The 22,287-nt window shown below is 69.5% G+C and carries 18 protein-coding genes and 2 rRNA genes; 18 read left to right on the forward strand and 2 right to left on the reverse strand.

Translation table 11 applies throughout. The features are described 5' to 3' along the window. The 8 genes from RWH44_RS08620 to RWH44_RS08655 form a co-directional block, all read left to right on the forward strand. Positions 1-233, forward strand: a 23S ribosomal RNA gene (locus tag RWH44_RS08620); the annotation flags it as partial. A 102-nt stretch (positions 234-335) separates the two neighbouring features. Further along, positions 336-452, forward strand: a 5S ribosomal RNA gene (rrf, locus tag RWH44_RS08625). 152 nt (positions 453-604) lie between these two features. Continuing rightward, entirely contained in the window at positions 605-1,825 is a 1,221-nt protein-coding gene (locus tag RWH44_RS08630; RefSeq protein ID WP_316004282.1) for an MFS transporter, read from the forward strand. A 127-nt stretch (positions 1,826-1,952) separates the two neighbouring features. Next, complete coding sequence (gene treS, locus RWH44_RS08635) at positions 1,953-4,226, forward strand: maltose alpha-D-glucosyltransferase (RefSeq protein WP_437127286.1); 2,274 nt, start codon at positions 1,953-1,955, stop codon at positions 4,224-4,226. Positions 4,227-4,331: 105 nt separating this feature from the next. Further along, positions 4,332-4,883, forward strand: a complete 552-nt coding sequence (locus RWH44_RS08640; RefSeq protein WP_316004284.1) for a GIY-YIG nuclease family protein — start codon at positions 4,332-4,334, stop codon at positions 4,881-4,883. 99 nt (positions 4,884-4,982) lie between these two features. Continuing rightward, positions 4,983-5,666 (forward strand): hypothetical protein, encoded by a 684-nt coding sequence (locus RWH44_RS08645; protein WP_316004285.1) that lies wholly within the window; start codon positions 4,983-4,985, stop codon positions 5,664-5,666. Between the two features lie 87 nt (positions 5,667-5,753). Beyond that, positions 5,754-7,373 carry a sensor histidine kinase gene (locus RWH44_RS08650; protein ID WP_298873108.1) on the forward strand — a complete coding sequence of 540 codons (1,620 nt, stop codon included), beginning with the start codon at positions 5,754-5,756 and terminating at the stop codon, positions 7,371-7,373. Then, positions 7,370-8,527 carry a hypothetical protein gene (locus RWH44_RS08655; RefSeq protein WP_298873105.1) on the forward strand — a complete coding sequence of 386 codons (1,158 nt, stop codon included), beginning with the start codon at positions 7,370-7,372 and terminating at the stop codon, positions 8,525-8,527. The genes RWH44_RS08650 and RWH44_RS08655 overlap by 4 nt, the downstream gene beginning before the upstream one ends. A gap of 8 nt (positions 8,528-8,535) precedes the next feature. Here the strand turns inward: RWH44_RS08655 and RWH44_RS08660 are convergent, their stop codons facing one another. Beyond that, positions 8,536-8,910 carry a response regulator transcription factor gene (locus tag RWH44_RS08660; protein ID WP_298873103.1) on the reverse strand — a complete coding sequence of 125 codons (375 nt, stop codon included), beginning with the start codon at positions 8,908-8,910 and terminating at the stop codon, positions 8,536-8,538. A 114-nt stretch (positions 8,911-9,024) separates the two neighbouring features. Here RWH44_RS08660 and coaE point away from each other — a divergent pair, with 114 nt between their 5' ends. The 3 genes from coaE (at position 9,025) to RWH44_RS08675 (ending at position 12,280) form a co-directional block, all read left to right on the forward strand. Further along, a complete protein-coding gene (coaE, locus tag RWH44_RS08665; protein ID WP_316004286.1) occupies positions 9,025-9,627 on the forward strand; it encodes a dephospho-CoA kinase in 603 nt (200 codons plus the stop codon). Positions 9,628-9,739: 112 nt separating this feature from the next. Beyond that, positions 9,740-11,809, forward strand: a complete 2,070-nt coding sequence (gene uvrB / locus RWH44_RS08670) for an excinuclease ABC subunit UvrB (RefSeq protein ID WP_298873098.1) — start codon at positions 9,740-9,742, stop codon at positions 11,807-11,809. A 48-nt stretch (positions 11,810-11,857) separates the two neighbouring features. Next, on the forward strand, positions 11,858-12,280 hold the full coding sequence (locus RWH44_RS08675; RefSeq protein WP_316004287.1) for a VOC family protein: 423 nt from the start codon (positions 11,858-11,860) through the stop codon (positions 12,278-12,280). Between the two features lie 28 nt (positions 12,281-12,308). On the opposite strand, the gene RWH44_RS08680 is transcribed toward RWH44_RS08675, so the two are convergent. Then, the gene (locus tag RWH44_RS08680; protein WP_316004288.1) at positions 12,309-12,551 is read right to left on the reverse strand and encodes a hypothetical protein; all 243 of its coding nucleotides are present in this window, start codon (positions 12,549-12,551) and stop codon (positions 12,309-12,311) included. 30 nt (positions 12,552-12,581) lie between these two features. Here RWH44_RS08680 and RWH44_RS08685 point away from each other — a divergent pair, with 30 nt between their 5' ends. The 7 genes from RWH44_RS08685 to gap all read left to right on the forward strand — a co-directional run bounded on the left by RWH44_RS08685 (position 12,582) and on the right by gap (position 22,284). Continuing rightward, positions 12,582-13,010 (forward strand): MarR family winged helix-turn-helix transcriptional regulator, encoded by a 429-nt coding sequence (locus tag RWH44_RS08685; RefSeq protein WP_298873093.1) that lies wholly within the window; start codon positions 12,582-12,584, stop codon positions 13,008-13,010. A 249-nt stretch (positions 13,011-13,259) separates the two neighbouring features. Next, positions 13,260-16,226 (forward strand): excinuclease ABC subunit UvrA, encoded by a 2,967-nt coding sequence (gene uvrA, locus RWH44_RS08690; RefSeq protein ID WP_316004289.1) that lies wholly within the window; start codon positions 13,260-13,262, stop codon positions 16,224-16,226. Between the two features lie 39 nt (positions 16,227-16,265). Next, positions 16,266-18,191, forward strand: a complete 1,926-nt coding sequence (uvrC, locus tag RWH44_RS08695; protein WP_316004290.1) for an excinuclease ABC subunit UvrC — start codon at positions 16,266-16,268, stop codon at positions 18,189-18,191. Positions 18,192-18,220: 29 nt separating this feature from the next. After that, positions 18,221-19,099, forward strand: coding sequence for an RNase adapter RapZ (rapZ, locus tag RWH44_RS08700; protein WP_298873088.1), 879 nt, complete (start codon positions 18,221-18,223; stop codon positions 19,097-19,099). Between the two features lie 41 nt (positions 19,100-19,140). Continuing rightward, positions 19,141-20,118: a DNA-binding protein WhiA gene (gene whiA, locus RWH44_RS08705; RefSeq protein WP_298873087.1), complete on the forward strand. Its 978-nt coding sequence runs from the start codon at positions 19,141-19,143 to the stop codon at positions 20,116-20,118. A 427-nt stretch (positions 20,119-20,545) separates the two neighbouring features. Beyond that, positions 20,546-21,172 carry a superoxide dismutase gene (locus RWH44_RS08710; protein WP_116537380.1) on the forward strand — a complete coding sequence of 209 codons (627 nt, stop codon included), beginning with the start codon at positions 20,546-20,548 and terminating at the stop codon, positions 21,170-21,172. Positions 21,173-21,273: 101 nt separating this feature from the next. Further along, a complete protein-coding gene (gap, locus tag RWH44_RS08715) occupies positions 21,274-22,284 on the forward strand; it encodes a type I glyceraldehyde-3-phosphate dehydrogenase (RefSeq protein WP_136585807.1) in 1,011 nt (336 codons plus the stop codon). The last annotated feature ends 3 nt before the right edge of the window (positions 22,285-22,287 follow it).

A 22,287-nucleotide genomic window follows, 5' to 3' on the forward strand; every position in this document is an offset into this window, starting at 1 on the left:
GGGTTGGACGAACCTCTGGTGTGTCAGTTGTTCCGCCAGGAGCACCGCTGATTAGCTACGTTCGGGATGGATAACCGCTGAAAGCATCTAAGCGGGAAGCCGGCCTCAAGATGAGACTTCCATGCCCTTTGGGGTGAGAGGCTCCCAGCCAGACTACTGGGTTGATAGGCCGGATGTGGAAGCGTAGTAATACGTGAAGCTGACCGGTACTAATAAGCCGATGACTTGATAACACACCGTTTTTGGTGCTTGCGTCCACTGAGTGGTTCTCGATGTACGGTCGAGAACAACACAACAATGAAAATCGTTGTAGGTTTTTGAAACATCAATAGTGTTTCGGCGGCCATAGCGAGAGGGAAACGCCCGGTCACATTCCGAACCCGGAAGCTAAGCCTCTCAGCGCCGATGGTACTGCAGGGGGGACCCTGTGGGAGAGTAGGACACCGCCGGACTTCCTTTAACGAAATGGCCACCCAACGCTGGGTGGCCATTTCGCATATACGGGGACATTCCCCGTGAGATGACAGCGCCGGTACGCACCCTCCGTGAACACGGGGGACGCGTACCGGCGCTTCGTCGTACCCGGACGGCTAATGTCGACGGAGTGAGTGAGTTCGCGGGGCACCTTCCGGGCAGCCGCGACTATCGACGGCTCCTCATCGGGCTGTTCTTCGGCGGGGTCGCAACCTTCGCGCAGTTGTACTCGACGCAGGCGTTACTGCCGGCGATCGCCGAAGACGTCGGTACGGCTCCGGCCGGGGCCGCGCTCACGGTGTCGGCGTCCACGTTGGGGCTCGCTGCGGCGGTCATTCCGTGGTCGATCGTGGCGGACCGCATCGGGCGCATTCCGGTGATGGCGATCGGGCTCATCGCCGCGACCATGCTCGGTGCCGCGACCCCCCTGGCGCACGACATCGTCATCCTGCTCGTCCTGCGCCTGCTCGAGGGGGCCGCTCTCGGGGCCGTTCCGGCGGTGGCTCTCGCCTACCTGAGCGAGGAGGTCGACGCCCGTCACGTCGCGGCGGCCGCGGGCTCCTACATCGCGGGCACGACCGTGGGCGGTCTGAGCGGTCGCGTGCTGTCGGGCTGGGTGGGGGAGGCTGCCGGGTGGCGGTGGGGCGTGGCATTTGTCGTTCTGCTCTGCGTGGTCGCGGCGGTGCTCTTCCTCTCCCTCGTCCCGGCGGCGCGTGGGTTCGTCCCGGGCCGCCGGCGCGCGGTGCGCGGTCCGTCGATCCTCCGGCGCCTCGCGGTGAACCTGCGGTCTCCGGTGCAGCTCGCACTGTACGCGCAGGGGTTCCTGCTGATGGGCGCGTTCGTCGCGGTCTATAACTACCTGGGCTTCCACCTGAGTGCGGCGCCCTTCTCGCTGCCGCCCGTGGTGATCACGCTGTTGTTCCTGGCGTATCTGGCCGGGACGTTCTCGTCGCCCCAGGCGGGCACGATGGCCGTGCGGTACGGCCGGCTTCCCGTGCTCGCCATCGGGATCGCGGTGATGGCGGCCGGGGCGGCGCTGATGCTCGTGCCCGCGGTCGTCGCTGTGCTGGCGGGCCTGATCGCGTTCACCGCCGGGTTCTTCGCCGCGCACGCGGTGGCATCCGGGTGGACCCCGGTCGCGGCGGCACCGGAGGCGCGAGCGCAGGCGTCTTCGTTGTACTACCTCGGTTACTACGCGGGCTCGAGTCTGTTCGGGTGGGTGCTGGGCGTCGTCTTCGGTGCCGTGGGGTGGGGGTGGTTTGTCGCCGCGGTGCTGGCGATGTGCGCGGCGGCTTTCGCTCTCGCTCTCGTCGTTCTGCGCCGTGGCGGTCGCGCGACCGCGACCGCCTGAGCGTTCGCGCCGGATCATCGACACGCGGCGTCCGCAGGTCAATGCCCACGTCCGAGAGGGAGGAGACCGACTAGCGTCGAGGGTGACGTGAGGGAGGTCGGGAGTGGACGACGCCGATGAGCGCACCATGACGGATGACGAACTGGTCGACGCGCAGCAGGCTGCTGCCGCGGGCGACATCGATGAGGTGGGCGAGACCGTCACCGAGATCAGCTACGACGAACAGCGCTATCCCGCGCGTCCGCGCCGGCTGCGCCCCCGGGATCAGTTCCGGGGCGGGACCCTGCGGCGCTTCCTCACCGACCCGCGCAACGCCAACGGCGGCAACCCGTCGTACGTGGAGTGGCTGGTGCGGCAGTCGATGCTGAAGGACGCCGACGTGCTCAGCCGCCAGCTGTCGGGGCAGCCGTCGATGTGGCGGAACCCGTACGCGCGACCGGATGCCCGTCGGGCGATCGAGTCGACCGACGTCTGGTTCACCGCCTATCCCATCTCGCTCATCACCCGCCCGGGGGAATCGTTCCTCGACGCGCTGGGCGACGAGGCGCTGTGGGAAGCGTTCGAGTGGGTGGGCATCAACGGCATCCACACCGGTCCGGTGAAGCGGGCGGGCGGCATCACGGGCTGGCAGGAGACGCCCAGCGTCGACGGGCACTTCGACCGCATCAGCACCCAGATCGATCCCGAGTTCGGCGACGAGAACGCGTTCCGTCGGGTCGCGGACGTGGCCGAGTCGCACGGGGGGAGCGTCATCGACGACATCGTGCCCGGGCACACCGGCAAGGGGGCGGACTTCCGCCTCGCCGAGATGGCGTACAAGGACTACCCCGGGATCTACCACATGGTCGAGATCCCGCGCGAGGACTGGGCCCTGCTGCCGGAGGTCCCGGCCGGTCGTGACTCCGTGAACCTCGACGCGGAGACCGAGCGGGAGCTGAGCGCACGCGGGTACATCATCGGCGAGCTGCAGCGCGTGATCTTCTACACGCCCGGCGTGAAGGAGACCAACTGGAGCGCCACGGCGCCCGTGGTCGGCACCGATGGTTTGGAACGCCGCTGGGTCTACCTGCACTACTTCAAGGAGGGTCAGCCCTCCATCAACTGGCTCGACCCCACGTTCGCGGGCATGCGCCTGGTCATCGGCGACGCCCTGCACTCGCTCGGCGACCTCGGCACGAGTGCGCTGCGACTGGACGCCAACGGCTTCCTCGGCGTCGAGAAGAGCGCGGAAGGACTGCCGGCCTGGTCGGAGGGACACCCCCTCTCGCACGCGGCGAACCACATCATCGCCGGCATGGTGCGCAAGGTCGGCGGGTTCACGTTCCAGGAGCTGAATCTGACGATGGAGGACATCCGCGACACGGGCGCGGTCGGCGCCGATCTGTCGTACGACTTCGTCACGCGTCCCGGGTACCACCACGCGCTCGCGACGGCGAACACCGAGTTCCTGCGCCTCGCCCTGAACACCGCCCTCGAGACCGGCGTCGAGCCGGTGCAGCTCGTGCACGGGATGCAGAATCACGACGAGCTCACCTACGAACTCGTGCACTGGGCCACGACGCACCGCGACACCGTCTACCCGTTCCGCCACGACGAGCACACCGGGGGCGAGATCGCCGAGATGGTGCGGGCCGATCTGACCCAGAAGCTCACGATCGAGGCGGACTACAACCTCGTCTTCACGCAGAACGGCATCGCGTGCACCACGGCATCCCTCATTGCCGCGACGCAGGGGAAGGCGACCCTCGACGAGATCACCGAGGCGGACATCCCCGCGATCCGCGATGCGCACCTGCTGCTGGCGAAGTACAACTCGTGGCAGCCGGGGGTGTTCGCGCTCTCGGGGTGGGACCTCACGGGTTCGCTCACCCTTCCCGCGGACGACGTGCGGCACCTCATCGCGTCGGGAGACACCCGGTGGATCGAGCGGGGCGGCCACGACCTGCTCGACGTGGCTCCCGAGGCCGTCTCCTCGGTGTCGGGGATGCCGCGGGCCCGCTCGCTGTACGGATCGCTGGGTGATCAGCAGGCCAACCCGGAGTCGTTCCTGTCGGGGCTCCGCGACGTGCTCCGCATCCGCGGCGACCACGGGATCGCCATCGCGACGCAGGTCGACATCCCCCAGGTGGGACACCCCAGCATGCTCGTGATGGTGCACCGGCTCGACGGGGGAGACCGCCGCGCCGAGGACGCTCCGCTGCAGATCACGGTGCTCAACTTCTCGGGCGAGACCATCGAGGGCACCGTGCGCTCGGAGTTCCTGGTGCCGCAGAGCACAGCGGTGGACGCGGCGACGGGCGACGTCGTCGGTCGCGTCGACGAGCTGCAGAGCTTCTCGCTCGAGCTCGGGCCCTACGCGGGACTCTTCCTGGTGCTCGACGCCCCCGAAACCGAGGACTGAGTCGCGGCGGGGAGCGGCGGTCCTGCGGCCGTGCTCCCCGCCGTGCGTCTGTCGGGCGGGCGGTGTCGCGCGGGCGATGTCGGAGGCCGGGCGTAGTGTGTGCCCGTGCCCACCGTCGTCTGTCTCGTGCCCGGCTGCGGCCGGGGCGTCGCCCCGGACGCACCTGTCTCGGTGTGCACGTGGCATCTCGCGGTCGGGGCGGAGTGGGCGGCGGAGACCGACGGCGTCACCGACCTGCTGCCGGCGCCGTGCCGCCTGTGCGGGTCGCGTCTGGGCGTGCGGTGGCCGAGCGGATGGTTGTGCGCCGTGTGCGAATGGCGCCACGGCGAGCCCGTCGACGACGAGCTCCCGCCGCCCCGGGTCGACGTCGTCTACTACCTGAGGTTCGACGACCGCATCAAGATCGGGACGAGCGCACGACCCCGGCAGCGCCTCGCCGCCGTGTGGCACGACGAGCTGCTCGCCTTCGAGCCGGGGGACCGTCTCGTCGAGCAGCGCCGTCACCGGCAGTTCGCCGACGAGAGGTTCGGCCGCACGGAGTGGTTCCGGCGCAGCGCCGCTCTCGACGCGCACGTCGCCGCGTTGGCGGCGGGCGTCGACGACCCGTGGGCGCTGTACGCACGGTGGACGAGCGAGGCCATCGCCCGTCGCGGATGACGTCTTCACGGGTGTACGACGCGGTGAGCGCACGGGCAACCCCTCCCTCCCACGCGATCCCCGCCGTAGCGTGGGGTCGAGGACGAGAGAGGCCAAGGCATGGGACTATTCGATCGACTGTTCGGGTCGGGGGACGACCGCACCGACCGCGCCGCGGCACCCGCCTCGCGCGGTCAGGCGAGCGGGATGCGCGACGCAGAGGGACGCTACGCGCCGCCGCCTCCCGCGGCAGCACCCTCGGCGGCATCCGGAACCGAAGACGACCAGCGGGCGATCGAGCGCTACCGCTATCTGCTGCGCACCGCGCCTCCCGAGACGGTCGAGCAGGTGCACGCCGAGGCCTTCGGTCGACTCACGCCGGCGCAGCGCCGCCAGGTGCTCGACGAGATGTCGTCGGGATTGACGCCGTCGGAGCGGCCGGCGAGCGACGACCCCCGCGCACTCGCCCGCGCGGCGACGCGCGCGGAGTACTCGCAGCCCGGCTTCATGGAGCGGACCTTCGGCGGTCGCTCCTTCGGCGGCGGCGCCGGACCGGGCTTCGGATCGATGCTCGGTGCGTCGATGCTCGGCACCATCGGCGGCTACGTCGTGGGCTCGGCGCTCGTGGGTGCGATGTTCGATCCCGGATACGACGCGGGCTACGCGGACGGCGTCGCCGCGGATGCCGGAGCGGATGGATCCGGAGCGGATGCTGCGGCCGACACGGGCGGAGGGGACGTCGGGGGCTTCGAGGGCGGAGGCTTCGGGGGAGGGGACTTCGGCGGAGGCGACTTCGGTTTCTGATCCGTGAGCGCCGCGCCGGTGCCCGACGTCGGCGTGCCGCGGTCGGATCGCACGGTCGTGGACCCGCGGAACGATATCGTCGAGGCCATGGCGCCCCGCATCTCCCGAGTGCGCCTCGGCCTGCGGCGCAGCATCGTGGCGAACCAGATGCTCCTGGCCGCGGCGGCGTTCATCGGCATCCTGGTGTCGATCTCGGTCGAGCACGTGATCGATCCCAGCCGATTCCTCGCCGGCGCCGCCCTGCTCTTCGCGGGTGCCATCTCGGCGGTCCTCCTCCCGTGGGACCGTGTGCCGCAGGTGTGGGCGGCTCTGCTCCCCATCGTCGACGTCGTGGCCATCGCCCTCATGCGCGAGAGCGCGCCGCTGGCGGGGCTCGGGCTGCTGTGGACCTTCCCGGCCCTGTGGATCGGGACGGTCTTCGGGGTACGGGGCATCGTCGCGGTCTCGGTCTCGGTGACGATCGTGATGTTCCACCAATCCATGGCGGTCGACCTGCAGCGCTTCACCGCGTCGACGCTGCTGCTGCCCTTCGTCGTCGCGGCGCTGTCGACGATCGCCCACTTCACCGCGCGTCGCGCGCAGGCGCAGCGGGAGCTCCTGGAGAAGCAGTCGGCGGAGCTCCGCCGCGCCGTGGAGCGCGCGCGTCGGCAGGAGGATCTGGTCACCGAGGTGCTGGATGCCGTCGACTTCGGCGTCACCCGCGTCACGGCGGCCGGCGAGTTCGCGGTCACGAACGCCGCCCACGCCCGCCTGCTGGCCACCACCGACGTGCTGGGACGTGAGATCGAGGTCTTCGCCGCCGACGGATCGACCCTTATCGCGGCGGATTCGACGCCCCTCGCCCGCGCGCGGGCCGGTGAGGTCTTCGAGGGCGAGATGGTCTGGTACGGCGGACCCGGAGAAGACCGGCGCGCGTTGAGCGTCACGGCGCGCCGCCTGCCGGCGGCCGAGAACGGCGAGATCAGCGGGGTCATCGTCTCGCGGGACGTCACGGTCGAGGAGCAGGCGCGTCGTGCACGGGAGGACCTCGTCGCGAGCGTGTCGCATGAACTGCGCACCCCGCTCACCTCGATCATCGGCTACCTCGAGCTCGCCCTCGACGACCCCTCCATCGCTCCCGCGACCCGCGACAGGCTGGCGGTGGCCGAGCGCAACGCGTCGCGTCTGCTGGAGCTGGTCGCCGACATCCTCGCCCTGTCGGCCACCTCCCGCGAGGGGGTGGGGGTCGAGCTCGAACTGCGCGCGACGGATGTGGCGGCGGTGGTCCGGGCGGCGATCGAGTCGATCGCCCCGCGCGCCGTGGATCACGGTGTGCACATCGATGCCTCCGGCGTCGTCGAGGCGCGAGCGGTGATCGACGCGCGCCGCGTGCGGCAGATCGTCGACAACCTCCTGTCGAATGCCATCAAGTACATCCCCCGCGGCGCGGCGGTGAGCGTGTCGGTGCAACAGGACCTGCATTCGGTCTCGATCCTCGTGGCCGACAACGGGCCCGGGATCTCCGTCGCCGAGCAGGGCCGCCTCTTCGAGCGCTTCTTCCGCGGGGATGCCGTCCGCAACTCCTCGGCGCACGGCAGCGGCCTCGGCCTGGCGATCAGCCGTGACCTCGCGCGCGCCCACGGCGGCGAGATCACCGTGCGGACCGCTCGGGGCGAGGGCGCCGTGTTCACGGTGCGCCTTCCGCGAAATCCCCGGGAGGGCGAATGATCTTCGACGTCCTGACGCTGCAGGCCTCGGCAGCCCTCGTCATCGTGGTCTCCGCGGTCATGTACCTGCTCGACACGATCATGCTCAAGGACGGCCTGCCCGGGCGCCTCTGGTCCGGCGCCTACCTCGCGGGCACCTTCTCCGCGCTCTGCTACATCGCCTGGCTGCTGCTGCCCGATGTCTTCGTGGCGGTGGCCGTGGGCAACGGCGCGTTCGTCGCGGCGACGGGGTTCATCTGGCTGGGGTGCGTCGCCTTCAACGGCCGCGCCCTGCGAGGGTCCGCGATCCTCCTCGGCGCCGTCGTGCTGCTCGTGATCGTGTCGGCCCTCGCGGCCGGTCCGGCGGGAGGCGACTGGGCCGGTGCCATCCCGTTCTTCCTGGGCAACGCGCTGTTCGCCGTCCTCGGGGCGGTCGAGACGCGACGCGGCGCCATCGGCCGGCGCTGGAGCACGGTGGGCCTGACGATCATCCTGGCCATCGAAGCGGTCTGGTTCGTCAGCCGCACGGGGGTGTTCCTCGCGAGCGGGCCGGACAGCGAGCTGTTCCGCACGGTTTTCGACACCCGGGTGTCGGCGTTGCTGACGATCACCCTCGTGATCGCGGCGGTGACGGTGACCTCGGTGCTCCGGGCGAACGAGTCGACCCTGCGCGGTTCACCCGACGTCCGCCGACTGTCGGTGGATGCCAACGGCGTGCTGTTCCGCGAGTCGTTCGAGGCCACGCTCGCCATCGTCTGCGGGCGGGCCGAGCTCGCCGGCGAGGGCGTCTGCGTGATCGGCATCCGCATCGACGATCTGCGGCGGGTCGCCGTGGCGTTCGGCCCGGACGACGCGGAACAGATCGCTCGGGAGCTGCGCCGCGCGGTCCGCCGGTACTCGCCCACGATGGCGCTGGTGGGGGAGGCCGACACGACCGGCCTCGCGGTCGCGTTCACGACCGGACCGACGACCGACATCGGGCGCGTCGCGCGCGCGCTGCACGACAGCGTCGTGAGCGATCTCTCGCACTTGAGCATCTCGGTGGTGCCCGTGGTCGGCGTCGGTGTCGCGGTCACGGCGGATCACGGGTACGACTCGCAGGCGCTCACGCTGCGGGCCGACGAAGCGGCCGCGCGGGCCGCCGCGACGGGGGAGCAGTCCTTCCGGATCGGGTGAGGGCCCGGTCAGGAGCCCGCGTCCGCGGCGAGGTCTTCGACGCGCCGGCGCAGCTCGCGCGGGCGGAACGGCTTGGTCAGGTAGTCGTCCGCGCCGGCCTCGCGTCCCATGCGCTGCTCCGCCTCATCGGCGCGAGCGCTCACCATCAGGATGCGCGTGTCGCTGAATGCCCTGATGCGCCGCGCGGTCTCGAAACCGTCGATGCCCGGCATGCTCACGTCGAGAGTCGTGACCACCGGTTCGTGCCGGCGGACCAGTTCGATGCCGTCGAGCCCGGTGCTCGCGGCGTGCACCGTGAACCCCGCGCTCTCGAGCACGGCGGACACGAGCGTGCGGATGTCGAGGTCGTCCTCGATCACCACCGTGGTGCGGGTATCGGGCATGGCGGAGCTTTCGTCGGGAGGGAGAGAGCGTTCCCACCTGTGAGGAATCGTAGACGACGCCGCGCGGCGGCGCGCGGGGGTGCCGGCGGCGGCGCGGTATGGCATCCTCTTCGGGTGCCTCTTCTCGCGCTGACGGGTGGGATCGCCTCCGGCAAGTCCACCATCTCCGCCCTCTTGGCCGAGCGCGGCGCGGTCGTCGTCGACGCCGACGCGATCGTGCGGGAGGTGCAGGCGCCCGGCTCGGCCGTGCTCGCCGCGATCGCCCGGGAGTTCGGAGACGAGGTGCTCACCGCCGACGGTGCGCTGGACCGGCCCGGTCTCGGAGCGCGCGTGTTCGGTCATCCCGACCGGCTGGCCACTCTGAACGCGTTGGTGCACCCCGCGGTGAAGGCCGAGTCGCAGAGGCGTTTCGACGAGGCGTTCGCCCGGGACCCGCGGACCGTGGTGGTCTACGACGTCCCGCTGCTCGCGGAGGCGCGCGCCGGCGACGCCTGGGACCTGGTGATCGTCGCGCACGCTCCGGTCGAGACGCGCGTTCGGCGTCTCATCGACGATCGCGGTCTCAACGAGGCCGACGCCCGTGCCCGCATCGGCTCGCAGGCCTCCGACGAGGAGCGGCTGGCGCTGGCGGACGTGGTGATCGACACCGCCACGACGATGGATGCCACGCGGCGGCAGGTCGACGACCTCTGGGCGCGGATCTCCCCGACCGCGTGACCGGGGTCGCGGCCGGCTCGTCGACGCGTCGATGAGCTGAGGAAGGCTTTGTGCTCGCGGACGGCGAACGCAAGCCGACCCCGATGTCGGAGGCCCCGCCTACGCTGGAATCATGCAGCCCACTCGCTCCGTCCGTCCTTTCGAGGTCATCAGCGAATACTCCCCGTCCGGCGATCAGCCGCAGGCCATCGCAGCGCTCGCCGGGCGCATCAATGCGGGCGAGACCGACGTCGTGCTGCTCGGCGCCACCGGAACGGGCAAGTCCGCGACCACGGCCTGGCTCGTCGAGCAGGTGCAGCGCCCGACGCTCGTCCTGGCGCACAACAAGACCCTCGCCGCGCAGCTGGCGAACGAGTTCCGCGAGCTCATGCCGAACAACGCGGTCGAGTACTTCGTGTCGTACTACGACTACTACCAGCCCGAGGCCTACGTGCCGCAGACCGATACGTTCATCGAGAAAGACAGCTCGATCAACGCCGAGGTCGAGCGGCTGCGTCACTCGACGACCAACTCGCTGCTCTCGCGTCGCGACGTCGTCGTGGTCTCGACGGTCTCGTGCATTTACGGCCTCGGTGCGCCCGAGGAATACCTGCGCGCCATGGTGGCCCTGCAGGTGGGCGAGCGGTACGACCGCGACGCGCTCATCCGCAAGTTCATCTCGATGCAGTACAACCGCAACGACGTCGACTTCTCCCGCGGCAACTTCCGCGTGCGGGGCGACACGATCGAGATCATCCCGGTCTACGAGGAGTACGCGATCCGCATCGAGATGTTCGGTGACGAGATCGAGGCGCTGTACACCCTGCATCCGCTGACGGGCGACGTCATCGAGAAGATGGACTCGGTGCCGATCTTCCCCGCGTCGCACTACGTCGCGGGCACGGAGACGGTGCAGCGGGCGATCGGCACCATCGAGCACGAACTCGCCGAGCGCCTGAAGGAGCTCGAGTCGCAGAACAAGCTGCTCGAGGCGCAGCGGCTGCGCATGCGCACGACTTTCGACCTCGAGATGCTGCAGCAGCTGGGCTTCTGCTCGGGCATCGAGAACTACTCGCGCCACATGGACGGCCGCATGGCGGGCGACCCGCCGCACACGCTGCTCGACTTCTTCCCCGACGACTTCCTCCTCGTGATCGACGAGTCGCACGTGACCGTTCCGCAGATCGGTGCGATGTACGAGGGCGACGCGTCGCGCAAGCGAACGCTCGTCGAGCACGGCTTCCGCCTGCCCAGCGCCATGGACAACCGTCCGCTGCGCTGGGACGAGTTCAAGGAGCGCGTGGGGCAGACGGTCTACCTCTCGGCCACCCCGGGGCGCTACGAGATGGGGATCGCCGACGGCGTCGTGGAGCAGATCATCCGGCCCACCGGGCTGGTCGATCCCGAGATCATCGTCAAGCCCTCGAAGGGGCAGATCGACGACCTGCTCGAGGAGATCCGGGTGCGCGTCGAGCGCGACGAGCGCGTGCTCGTCACCACCCTCACCAAGAAGATGGCGGAGGAGCTCACCGACTTCCTCGGCGAGCACGGCGTGCGCGTGAGGTACCTGCACTCGGATGTCGACACCCTGCGACGCGTCGAGCTGCTGACGGAGCTGCGAGCCGGGGTCTACGACGTGCTCGTCGGCATCAACCTGCTGCGCGAGGGTCTCGACCTCCCCGAAGTCTCGCTCGTGGCGATCCTCGACGCCGACAAGGAGGGATTCCTGCGCAGCGGGACCTCCCTCATCCAGACGATCGGCCGTGCGGCGCGAAACGTCTCGGGCGAGGTGCACATGTACGCCGACAAGATCACCGATTCGATGCGCAACGCCATCGACGAGACGGAACGTCGGCGCGAGAAGCAGATCGCGTACAACACCGAGCACGGCATCGATCCGCAGCCGCTGCGGAAGAAGATCGCCGACATCACCGAGGTGCTCAACCGCGAGGCGACGGACACCAAGAAGCTGCTCGCCCGCAACGACAAGGCGGGCAAGGGCAAGTCGCCGACGCCGTCGCTGCGGCGCACGGGGATCGCGGCCGAAGGTGCGGATCAGCTCGAGTCCACGATCGCCGACCTCACCCAGCAGATGCTCGCCGCCGCCGCCGAGCTCAAGTTCGAGTTGGCGGGGCGTCTGCGCGATGAGGTGCAGGACATGAAGAAGGAGCTGCGCGCGATGGAGCGGGCCGGGCACGCCTGACCCGGGGAAGAGCGGGCCGGGCGCGCCTGACCCGGGGAAGGACGACCGATGGAGCAGCGCGTCACACTGATCACCCTCGGCGTGCGTGATCTCACCCGGGCGGTCACCTTCTACGGCGCACTCGGCTGGCATCCTCACCCGGCCTCCGTCGACGGTGAGGTGGCCTTCTACGACACCGGCGGGCTCGTCGTCGCGCTCTGGGCGCGGGACGCCCTGGCCGAGGATTCGCAGGTCATGGACGGGGGCGGGTGGGGAGGCGTCACCCTGGCGCACAACGTCGGTACCGAGGCCGAGGTCGACGCGATCCTGGAGGCGGCCCGATCAGCCGGGGCGAGACTCGCGCGAGGCGGCGCTCCCATGGCTTGGGGCGGCTATTCCGGCGTCTTCGTCGATCCCGACGGCCACCCGTGGGAGGTCGCGGTTAATCCCGGGTGGCCGTTGGATGCGCACGGGCGTCCGCGGCTGGGATGACGCGGGCGGCAGCGAGGAGTCGCCGCCGTCAGGGGCAGTGCAGGAGCGGCTTGGGGCCAGTCCGGTCGACCGTGTGCTCGGCCATCGCGTGGCCGCACAGGGGGCACGGGCGTCCCGTGCGCAAGGGCTCGGGCGTGGTCTCGTACGGGCCGACGGATGCCGGTCCCGCGACGCGGATCAGTCGGGTGTTGAGGTACTGGTACCAGCCGCCGGCCTCGCGCACGCGTGCGCGGAGGGATGGGCGATCGGCATCCTTTCGTGTCATGATCATTAGTGTACTAACTATTCGAAGGAGGAGGCGATGGACGATCCCCTCAAGCTGGAGAATCAGGTGTGCTTCGCCCTCGTCACCGCGGCGCGGAACGTGGTGGCGATCTATCGGCCCGTGCTCGAGCCTCTCGGGCTGACGCACCCGCAGTATCTTGTGATGCTCGCCCTGTGGGAGAGCGCCCCGAGGTCGCTGGGAGCGCTGGCCGCGGAACTCGCCATGGAGCCGGCGACCCTCTCGCCCCTGGTGAAGCGTCTCGAGGCGCAGGGGCGGGTGGTGCGCCGGCGTCGTGCCGACGACGAGCGGGTCCTCGACATCGACCTCACCGACGAGGGGCGGGCGCTGCGCGCTGCGGCGCTCGAGGTGCCGGGGAAGATCATGCAGCGCGTCGGCGCCGACGAGCATTCGCTCATCGCCCTGCGCGACGGTCTCGCTCCGTTCGCGGCGCCCGTGCGCGACTGAGCGACGTCGTCGTCGTCTCGCGGTCCGATGGCGCCTCTCCGCGATGCGGGACATCGGCCGAGACGGGGGCCTCGGACCGCCGGTGACGGGACACGGCCGTCCTCCGCCGAAGCGTCCGACCGGACGCGGCGGGTCGGGAGTCGTCCGGCCGAGCCCGTCCCGCGGCCCGAGCAGGGCGGGAGCCTCGCACATCCGTGCGCTCGGGGCGAACCCGGGGCCGATGTCGGAGGGTCGACCTAGACTTAACAGGTGCCGATCGTTCCTGTCTCTTCGCCCTCGTCGTCCGCGAATTCCGCCAACAGCGGCAAGCTCAGCGTCCGGGGTGCGCGCGTCCACAACCTCAAGGACGTCGACCTCGACATCCCGCGCGATTCGCTGGTCGTCTTCACGGGGCTCTCGGGCTCGGGCAAGTCGAGCCTGGCCTTCGACACGATCTTCGCGGAGGGTCAGCGGCGGTACGTCGAGTCGCTGAGCGCCTACGCGCGCCAGTTCCTCGGGCAGGTCGACCGCCCCGACGTCGACTTCATCGAGGGCCTGAGCCCCGCGGTGTCGATCGACCAGAAGTCGACCAACCGCAACCCGCGCTCGACGGTCGGCACGATCACCGAGATCCACGACTACATGCGTCTGCTGTGGGCGCGGATCGGCGTGCCCCACTGCCCCGACTGCGGGGCGCGCATCCAGCGGCAGACCGTGCAGCAGATCGCCGACCAGCTCATGGAGCTGCCCGAGCGCACGCGCTATCAGATCGTCGCGCCGGTGGTCACGCAGAAGAAGGGCGAGTTCGTCGACCTCTTCAAAGAGCTGAGCGCCAAGGGCTACGCCCGCGCGGTCGTCGACGGCGACCTCGTGCAGCTGTCGGAGCCGCCGACACTGAAGAAGAGCTACAAGCACGACATCGCGGTCGTGGTCGACCGGCTCGTGGCATCCGGAGACATCCTCAGCCGCGTGACCGATTCGGTCGAGACGGCGATGGGCCTGGCCGGCGGCATCATGCAGGTCAACTACGTCGACGAAGAGGGCGACGACGCCTGGCAGTCGTTCTCCGAGAAGCTGGCCTGCCCCAACGGGCACCCGCTGCAGCTGACCGAGATCGAGCCGCGCACCTTCTCGTTCAACGCCCCGTTCGGGGCGTGCCCGGTCTGCTCGGGTCTCGGCACCCGCATGTCGGTCGATGTCGACCTCATGCTCGGCGACGAGGAGCTCTCGATCCGCGACGGGGCGATCCTGCCGTGGACCACGCAGGGCAAGGGCCTGTTCCAGTACTACGAGCGGCTGCTCGAGGGCCTCGCGCGCGACCTCGACTTCTCGCTCGACACCCCGTGGAAAAAGCTGTCGAAAGACGTGCAGCAGGCGGTTCTGCGCGGCGAGAACTACAAGGTCACGGTCAAGTGGAAGAACCGTTACGGCCGCGAGATGCGCTATTCCTCCGGTTTCGAGGGAGTGGTGCCCTACATCGAGCGCCAGTACCTGCAGGCCGAGTCCGACACGCAGCGTCAGCGCTGGTCGGAGTACCTGCGTGAGGTCCCCTGCGCAGTCTGCGACGGTGACCGTCTCAAGCCCGAGGTCCTCGCGGTTCTCGTCGACGACACCTCGATCGCGGCCGCCTCGCGGATGAGCCTCGCCGACGCGCGCGAGTTCTTCGCCAACCTCACGCTCACCGATCGCGAAGCCACGATAGCCGCCGCGGTCTTGCGCGAGATCCGAGCGCGGCTCGACTTCCTGCTGCAGGTGGGCCTGAACTACCTGAGCCTCGGTCGCGCGGCCGGCACGCTGTCCGGTGGCGAGGCCCAGCGCATCCGCTTGGCGACCCAGATCGGTTCGGGGCTCACGGGCGTGCTCTACGTGCTCGATGAGCCGTCGATCGGACTCCACCAGCGCGACAACCGCCGCCTGATCCAGACGCTCGAGACGCTGCGCGATCTCGGCAACACCCTCATCGTCGTCGAGCACGACGAGGAGACCATCCACGCGGCCGACTGGGTCGTCGACATCGGACCCCGCGCGGGCGTCGACGGCGGCAACGTCGTGCACTCCGGCCCCCTCGCCGAACTGCTCACCGACGATCGCTCGCTCACGGGCGCCTACCTCTCGGGTCGTCGCGCGATCGAGGCGCCGAAGAAGCGCCGGAAGATCGACAAGAAGCGGCAGGTCACGGTCGTGGGTGCGCGCGAGAACAACCTGCAGAACGTCACGGTCGACTTCCCGTTGGGCGTGCTCACCTCGGTCACCGGTGTGAGCGGTTCCGGCAAGTCGACGCTCGTGAACGGCATCCTGTACGAGGTCCTCGCCTCCAAGCTCAACGGCGCGCGCCGGGTCCCGGGCAAGCACACGCGCGTGACCGGTCTCGACAACCTCGACAAGGTCGTGCATGTCGACCAGGCGCCGATCGGTCGCACCCCGCGATCGAACCCGGCGACCTACACCGGCGTGTTCGACCGCATCCGCACGCTGTTCAGTGAGACTCCCGAGGCCAAGGTGCGCGGCTATCAGGCCGGGCGCTTCAGCTTCAACGTCAAGGGCGGCCGCTGCGAGGCGTGCTCGGGCGACGGCACCCTCAAGATCGAGATGAACTTCCTCCCCGACGTGTACGTCGACTGCGAGGTGTGCCACGGCAAGCGGTACAACCGCGACACCCTCTCGGTGCACTACAAGGGCAAGAACATCGCCGAGGTGCTCGAGATGCCGATCTCGGAGGCCGCGGAGTTCTTCGAGCCCATCCAGGCGATCCACCGGTACCTCAAGACCCTGGTCGACGTGGGCCTCGGCTACGTCCGCCTGGGTCAGTCGGCCACGACGCTCTCGGGCGGCGAGGCGCAGCGCGTCAAGCTCGCGACCGAGCTCCAGCGCCGCAGCAACGGCCGTTCGATCTACGTGCTCGACGAGCCCACGACCGGTCTGCACTTCGAAGACGTGTCGCTGCTGCTCAAGGTGCTGAACGGCCTCGTCGACAAGGGCAACACGGTCATCGTCATCGAGCACAACCTCGACGTCATCAAGAGCAGCGACTGGGTCATCGACCTCGGTCCGGAGGGTGGTGCCGGAGGCGGCACGGTCGTCGCGACCGGAACCCCCGAACAGGTCGCGAAGGTCGAGGAGAGCCACACCGGCGCCTTCCTGGCCGAACTGCTCGAGACCGGACGCACGGGCACGCAGCGCAACACCGCGTCGGACGCGGACAGCGCCGAGCGGGAGCTCGTGAGCGCGGCGGGCTGAACCATGGCCTCCGCCCCTGCGTCCGCATCGCGCAAACGGATGTCGCAGCTGCCCTACCGACCGAAAGCGGGGGAGATCCCCACGAACCCCGGTGTCTACCGGTTCCGGGATGCCGACGGTCGGGTGCTCTACGTCGGCAAGGCGAAGAACCTCCGCGCGCGACTGTCGAACTACTTCGCGCCGCTGCACTCCCTCCACGAACGCACGCGCCGCATGGTCACGACCGCGGCCAGCGTCGAGTGGACGGTCGTGCCCAGCGACGTCGACTCGCTGCAGCTCGAGTACATGTGGATCAAGGAGTTCGATCCGCCGTTCAACGTGCGCTACCGCGACGACAAGTCGTACCCGTTCATGGCGATCACGCTGGCCGACGAGGCTCCGCGCGTCATCGTCACGCGTAACCACAAGATCCGCGGGGCCAAGTACTTCGGGCCGTATCCGAAGGTGTGGGCGGTGCACGACACGATCGACCTCATGATCAAGGTCTTCCCGATCCGCACGTGCAGCGACTCCTCCTACAAGAAGGCCATGGCATCCGGTCGTCCGTGCTTCCCCGGGCAGATCGGCCGCTGCGGCGGGCCGTGCTCGATGAAGGTGACGATCGAGGAGCACCGCGCGGTCGTCGACGACTTCATCGCGTTCATGTCGGGCGGCGACCAGCGCTTCACGCGCGAGCTCACCGCCCGCATGAAGGAGGCCTCGGCGGCGATGGACTACGAGTCGGCCGCCCACTACCGCGACCGCCTGCAGGCCATCGACGCGGTGCTCGGAAAGAGCGCGCTCGTGCTCGCCTCCGACACGGATGCCGATCTCTTCGGCATCGCGGAGGACGAGCTGGCCGCGACGGTGCAGCACTTCGTCGTGCGCGGAGGTCGCGTCCGCGGTGTGCGCGCCACCACGATCGAGAAGGAGATCGACATCTCCGGGGCCGAGCTCGTCGACCAGGTGCTGCAGCGCACGTACGGCGATGCCGAGGCGACCGACATCCCCCGTCAGGTGCTCGTGCCCGAGCTGCCCGACGATGCGGAGCAGCTGGAGGACTGGCTGCGCGAGCGCCGTGGGCGCCCGGTGACCCTGCACGTCGCGCAGCGCGGACGCAAGGCCGACCTGCTGAAGACCGCCACTCTCAACGCGCAGCAGGCGCTGATGCTGCACAAGACCCGTCGCACGAGCGATTACGTCGCCCGCTCGCAGGCGCTCACCGACCTGCAGGAGGCGCTCGGCATGACCGAGGCGCCCCTGCGCATCGAGTGTTTCGACATCTCGCATCTCGCGGGCACCAATGTCGTGGCATCCATGGTCGTGTTCGAAGACGGCCTGCCGCGCAAAGACCAGTACCGCTCGTTCGGGGTCGCCGAGACCACGGACGACACCGACTCGATGTACCAGGTGCTCTCGCGCCGACTGGCCTACCTCGACCGGCCCGACGAGATCGAGCCCGAGACGGTGAACGGTGCGATCGTGGCCGATCCCGAGTCGGAGGAGGCCACGAGCGACGGCGACGTCGTCACCGCCCGCAAGCGTCCGCGCTTCGCGTATCGTCCGCAGCTGCTCGTCGTCGACGGCGGCCAGCCGCAGGTGGCGGCGGCGGCGCGCGCCCTGGCCGACGCCGGTCACGAGGAGATCGCGCTGTGCGGCATCGCCAAGCGTCTCGAGGAGGTGTGGCTGCCGAACGAGGAGTACCCCGTGATCCTGCCGCGCACCTCGGAGGCGCTGTACCTGCTGCAACGACTGCGCGATGAGGCCCACCGCTTCGCGATCGTCCACCAGCGCAAGCGCCGCAAGCGCGACATCTCCAGCGTCCTGTCGGAGGTTCCCGGTCTCGGCGACGCCCGCATCAAGGCCCTGCTGCGGCACTTCGGCTCTGTCTCGGCGCTGAAGAACGCGACCCCCGACGAGATGACGGTGCTCCCGGGCATCGGCCCGACGCTGGCCGAGGCCATCCACACGCACCTGTCTCGGTAGGCTGGACGAGACGACGGGAGGCGATCGCCATGGAACCGGCACGCGATGAGCCAGGTGAGGTGCTGATCGTCACGGGCATGTCGGGCGCGGGGCGCTCCACGGTGGCCAATGCGCTCGAGGACCTCGACTGGTATGTCGTCGACAATCTGCCGCCGCGCATGCTGCGGCCCCTGCTCGAACTGACCGAGCTCGCGGGCGGAGCCGTGCCGCGCGTGGCGGTCGTGGTCGACGTGCGCGGGCGTTCCCTGTTCGGCGATCTCCCCGAGGCGATGCGCACCCTGCAGGCGGGGCGCCAGGTGCGCGTGGTCTTCCTCGACGCCTCCGACGCCGTTCTGGTGCGTCGCTTCGAGGCGGTGCGGCGGCCGCACCCGCTCCAGGGCGAGGGCACGATCCTCGACGGCATCCGCCGTGAGCGCGAGCGTCTGGCCCCGGTGCGCGAGGCCGCCGACGTCGTCATCGACACCTCGAGCCTGAACGTGCATCAACTGTCGCTGCGCACGGTCGCGCTCTTCGGCGAGGAGGGGGCGGCCCGGCACACCATCACGCTCATGAGCTTCGGCTTCAAGTACGGTCTGCCGCCCGATGTCGACCTCGTCGCCGACATGCGCTTCCTGCCCAACCCGTTCTGGAACGACGAGCTGCGTCCGCTGACCGGCGAAGACCCCCAGGTTCGGGAATACGTGCTGGGCCAGGAGGGCGCGTCGACCTTCCTCGACGCCTATTCGGCCGCGCTTCGGCCCGTCCTGGAGGGCTATCAGCGCGAGAACAAGCGGCATTCCGTGGTGGCCGTGGGGTGCACCGGGGGTAAGCACAGGTCGGTGGTGATGGCGCGCGAGCTCGCTGCACGTCTTGCCGATGTTCCGGGGGTGGCCGTCCGCGTGGCTCACCGCGACCTCGGTCGCGAGTAGGCTGTAACGTCGTCCCCGCCGCCCCCCACCCGAGGAGAACCGTGCCCCTGACCGCCGACGTGAAGGCCGAGCTCATCACCGTCCGCGACCCGCGCCCGACCGCGCGCGTCGCCGAGCTCACGGCCCTCCTGCGCTTCTCCGGTGGTCTGCACTCCATCGCCAACCGCGTCGCCGTCGAGGCCGAGCTGGACTCCGACGTCCTCGCCCGCCGTGTCGCCCGCGACCTGATGGAGCTGTACGGCGTGCGTCCCGAGCTGCACCACGTCCAGGGTTCCGGGGGACGGACGGGCGGTCACTTCGCCGTGCGCGTGATCGAGGCGGGAGAGACGCTCGCGCGTCAGACCGGACTGCTCGACCAACGTCGTCGCCCCGTCCGGGGACTCCCCAACAAGCTCACGACCGGATCGCGCCCCGACCTCAGCGCCATCTGGCGCGGAGCGTTCCTCGCCAGCGGCACGCTCAGCGACCCGGGACGCTCGGCGGCGCTCGAGATCTCGTGCCCCTCGTCGGAGGCCGCGATGGCCCTCGTCGGAGCGGGCCACCGCATCGGCATCCCCGCCAAGGCCCGCGAGGTGCGCGGAGTGCCGCGCGTCGTCGTGCGCGACGGCGAGGCGATCCGCGGCGCCCTGTACGAGATGGGCGCCCGGCGCACCGCGGGGGAGTGGGACCAGATGCGTCAGCGCCGCGAGGTGCGCGCCGGCGTGAACCGCCTCGTCAACTTCGACGACGCCAACCTGCGCCGCTCGGCCCAGGCCGCGGTGGCCGCGTGCGCGCGCGTCGAGCGGGCCCTCGAGATCCTGGGCGACGAGGTGCCCGACCACCTGCAGCAGGCCGGCGAGCTGCGTCTCGCCCACCGCGATGCGAGCCTCGACGAGCTCGGCCACCACGCCGACCCGCCCCTGACGAAGGACGCCGTCGCCGGTCGCATCCGTCGCCTGCTGGCCATGGCCGACAAGAAGGCCGAGGCCGACGGCATCCCGGGCACCGAGGCCGCGGTCCCGGTCGGCGCCGAGGACTGACGCCCGTTCTCTCCGGATGCCGCGAGCCCGCGGCATCGGCACCCTTCGGCGTGCGGGACGGAGGCGTGGCGCGGAGCCGCGGGGCCGCGGCATGTTCCCGCTCGCGAGGCCGTGCATCCACGCGAGGCTGCGGTGATCTTCCGCCCGCAGGCGAGACCGCGGCACCTACGCGATGCTGCGGCACCTTCCCGTCCGCAGGCGCGAGGCCGCGCCATCCGCACTCCCTCCGCCGGCGCCGGCTCGTGGCATCCGGCCGGCGGGGAACGCTCGACGCGCCCGGGCGGATACTCCGCGTCCCGCGGGGAAGCAACCCTGTGGGTCGAGCGTTAGCCCTCAATAGGATGAAGACGTCACCCTCGCTGCTCGATCCTCGGCACGCCATCCCGGCGCAGAGGTCACGGCGGCGCCCGATTCGGAAGTAGAGAACATGGCGAAGTACACGCTGCCCGAACTGCCCTACGACTACTCGGCGCTGGAGCCGCACATCAGTGCGACGATCATGGAGCTGCACCACAGCAAGCACCACCAGACCTACGTCAATGGCGCCAACACCACTCTCGATCTCCTCGCCGAAGCGCGCGAGAAGGGCGATTTCGCCAACATCAACCGCCTGCAGAAGGATCTCGCGTTCAACCTCGGCGGTCACACCAACCACTCGATCTTCTGGACGAACCTCTCGCCCAACGGTGGCGACAAGCCCACCGGCGACCTCGAGTCGGCCATCGACGACCAGTTCGGTTCGTTCGACGCGTTCCGCGCGCAGTTCACCGCCGCCGCCCTCGGCGTGCAGGGCTCGGGCTGGGCGGGTCTGTTCTGGGACTCGATCGGTGAGAACCTCGTCATCCAGCAGTTCTTCGACCAGCAGGGTCAGATCGTCGCCGGTACCGTTCCGCTGCTGCTCCTCGACGTCTGGGAGCACGCCTACTACCTCGACTACAAGAACGTGCGCGCCGACTACGTGAAGGCGTTCTGGAACATCGCCAACTGGGCCGACGCCCAGGACCGCTTCGCGGCCGCCCGCGAGAAGACCGCGGGTCTGCTGGTACTGTCGTAAACGGTGCGGCGTCCCGGTGGGACCCCCACCGGGACGCCGTTGTCCGCCAGCGAAACCGCAATCACGCGCTCATCGCGCACAACTGATTCAGGAGAAATTCCGTGACCGTCAAGATCGGAATCAACGGCTTCGGCCGTATCGGACGCAACTACCTCCGCGCGGCTCTCGCGCAGGGTGCCGACCTCGAAATCGTGGCGGTGAACGACCTCACCGACAACAAGACCCTCGCGCACCTCCTCAAGTACGACTCCGTGGGCGGCGTGCTGTCCGAGGACGTCTCGTACACCGAAGACTCCATCACGGTCGGCGACAAGACCATCAAGGTCTTCGAAGAGCGCGACCCCGCCAACCTCCCCTGGGGCGAGCTCGGCGTCGACATCGTCATCGAGTCGACCGGCCGTTTCACGAAGGCCGAGGATGCCAAGAAGCACGTCGCCGGCGGCGCCAAGAAGGTCCTCATCTCGGCTCCGGCCACGGGTGACGACGCCACCATCGTCATGGGTGTGAACGAAGAGACGTACAACCCCGAGACCGACGTCATCATCTCGAACGCCTCGTGCACCACGAACTGCCTCGCCCCGCTGGCGAAGGTCTTCGAAGACGCCTTCGGCATCGAGCGCGGCTTCATGATGACGGCGCACGCCTACACCGCCGACCAGAACCTGCAGGACGGCCCGCACAGCGACCTGCGTCGTGCCCGCGGTGCGGCGATCAACATCGTCCCCGCCTCGACCGGTGCCGCCAAGGCCATCGGCCTGGTCCTGCCCGAGCTCAACGGCAAGCTGAGCGGCTCGTCGTACCGCGTTCCGGTTCCCACCGGCTCCATCGTCGACCTCACGATCGTCACCCCCACCGAGGGCCTGACCGTCGACCAGGTCAACGAGGTCTACAAGAAGGCCGCCGCAGAGGGTCGCCTCAACGGCATCCTGCAGTACACCGAGGACCCGATCGTCTCGAGCGACATCCAGGGCAACCCGCACTCGTCCATCTTCGACGCGGAGCTGACCAACGTCAGCGGCAACCTCGTCAAGGTGTCGTCGTGGTACGACAACGAGTGGGGCTACTCGAACCGTCTCGTCGACCTGACCGAGTACGTCGCCGAGCGCCTGTAACCC

The organism is Microbacterium phycohabitans (assembly GCF_032464935.1).
Taxonomy (GTDB): domain Bacteria; phylum Actinomycetota; class Actinomycetes; order Actinomycetales; family Microbacteriaceae; genus Microbacterium; species Microbacterium phycohabitans.

Coding starts and splice junctions, on each gene's coding strand:
- RWH44_RS08645 (WP_316004285.1), top strand. CDS start 4,983: ATGGGACTATTCGATCGACTGTTCGGGTCGGGGGACGACCGCACCGAC.
- RWH44_RS08675 (WP_316004287.1), top strand. CDS start 11,858: ATGGAGCAGCGCGTCACACTGATCACCCTCGGCGTGCGTGATCTCACC.
- uvrC (WP_316004290.1), top strand. CDS start 16,266: ATGTCGCAGCTGCCCTACCGACCGAAAGCGGGGGAGATCCCCACGAAC.
- RWH44_RS08710 (WP_116537380.1), top strand. CDS start 20,546: ATGGCGAAGTACACGCTGCCCGAACTGCCCTACGACTACTCGGCGCTG.
- rapZ (WP_298873088.1), top strand. CDS start 18,221: ATGGAACCGGCACGCGATGAGCCAGGTGAGGTGCTGATCGTCACGGGC.
- RWH44_RS08680 (WP_316004288.1), bottom strand. CDS start 12,551: ATGATCATGACACGAAAGGATGCCGATCGCCCATCCCTCCGCGCACGC.
- RWH44_RS08660 (WP_298873103.1), bottom strand. CDS start 8,910: ATGCCCGATACCCGCACCACGGTGGTGATCGAGGACGACCTCGACATC.
- treS (WP_437127286.1), top strand. CDS start 1,953: ATGACGGATGACGAACTGGTCGACGCGCAGCAGGCTGCTGCCGCGGGC.
- RWH44_RS08650 (WP_298873108.1), top strand. CDS start 5,754: ATGGCGCCCCGCATCTCCCGAGTGCGCCTCGGCCTGCGGCGCAGCATC.
- uvrB (WP_298873098.1), top strand. CDS start 9,740: ATGCAGCCCACTCGCTCCGTCCGTCCTTTCGAGGTCATCAGCGAATAC.
- RWH44_RS08685 (WP_298873093.1), top strand. CDS start 12,582: ATGGACGATCCCCTCAAGCTGGAGAATCAGGTGTGCTTCGCCCTCGTC.
- RWH44_RS08655 (WP_298873105.1), top strand. CDS start 7,370: ATGATCTTCGACGTCCTGACGCTGCAGGCCTCGGCAGCCCTCGTCATC.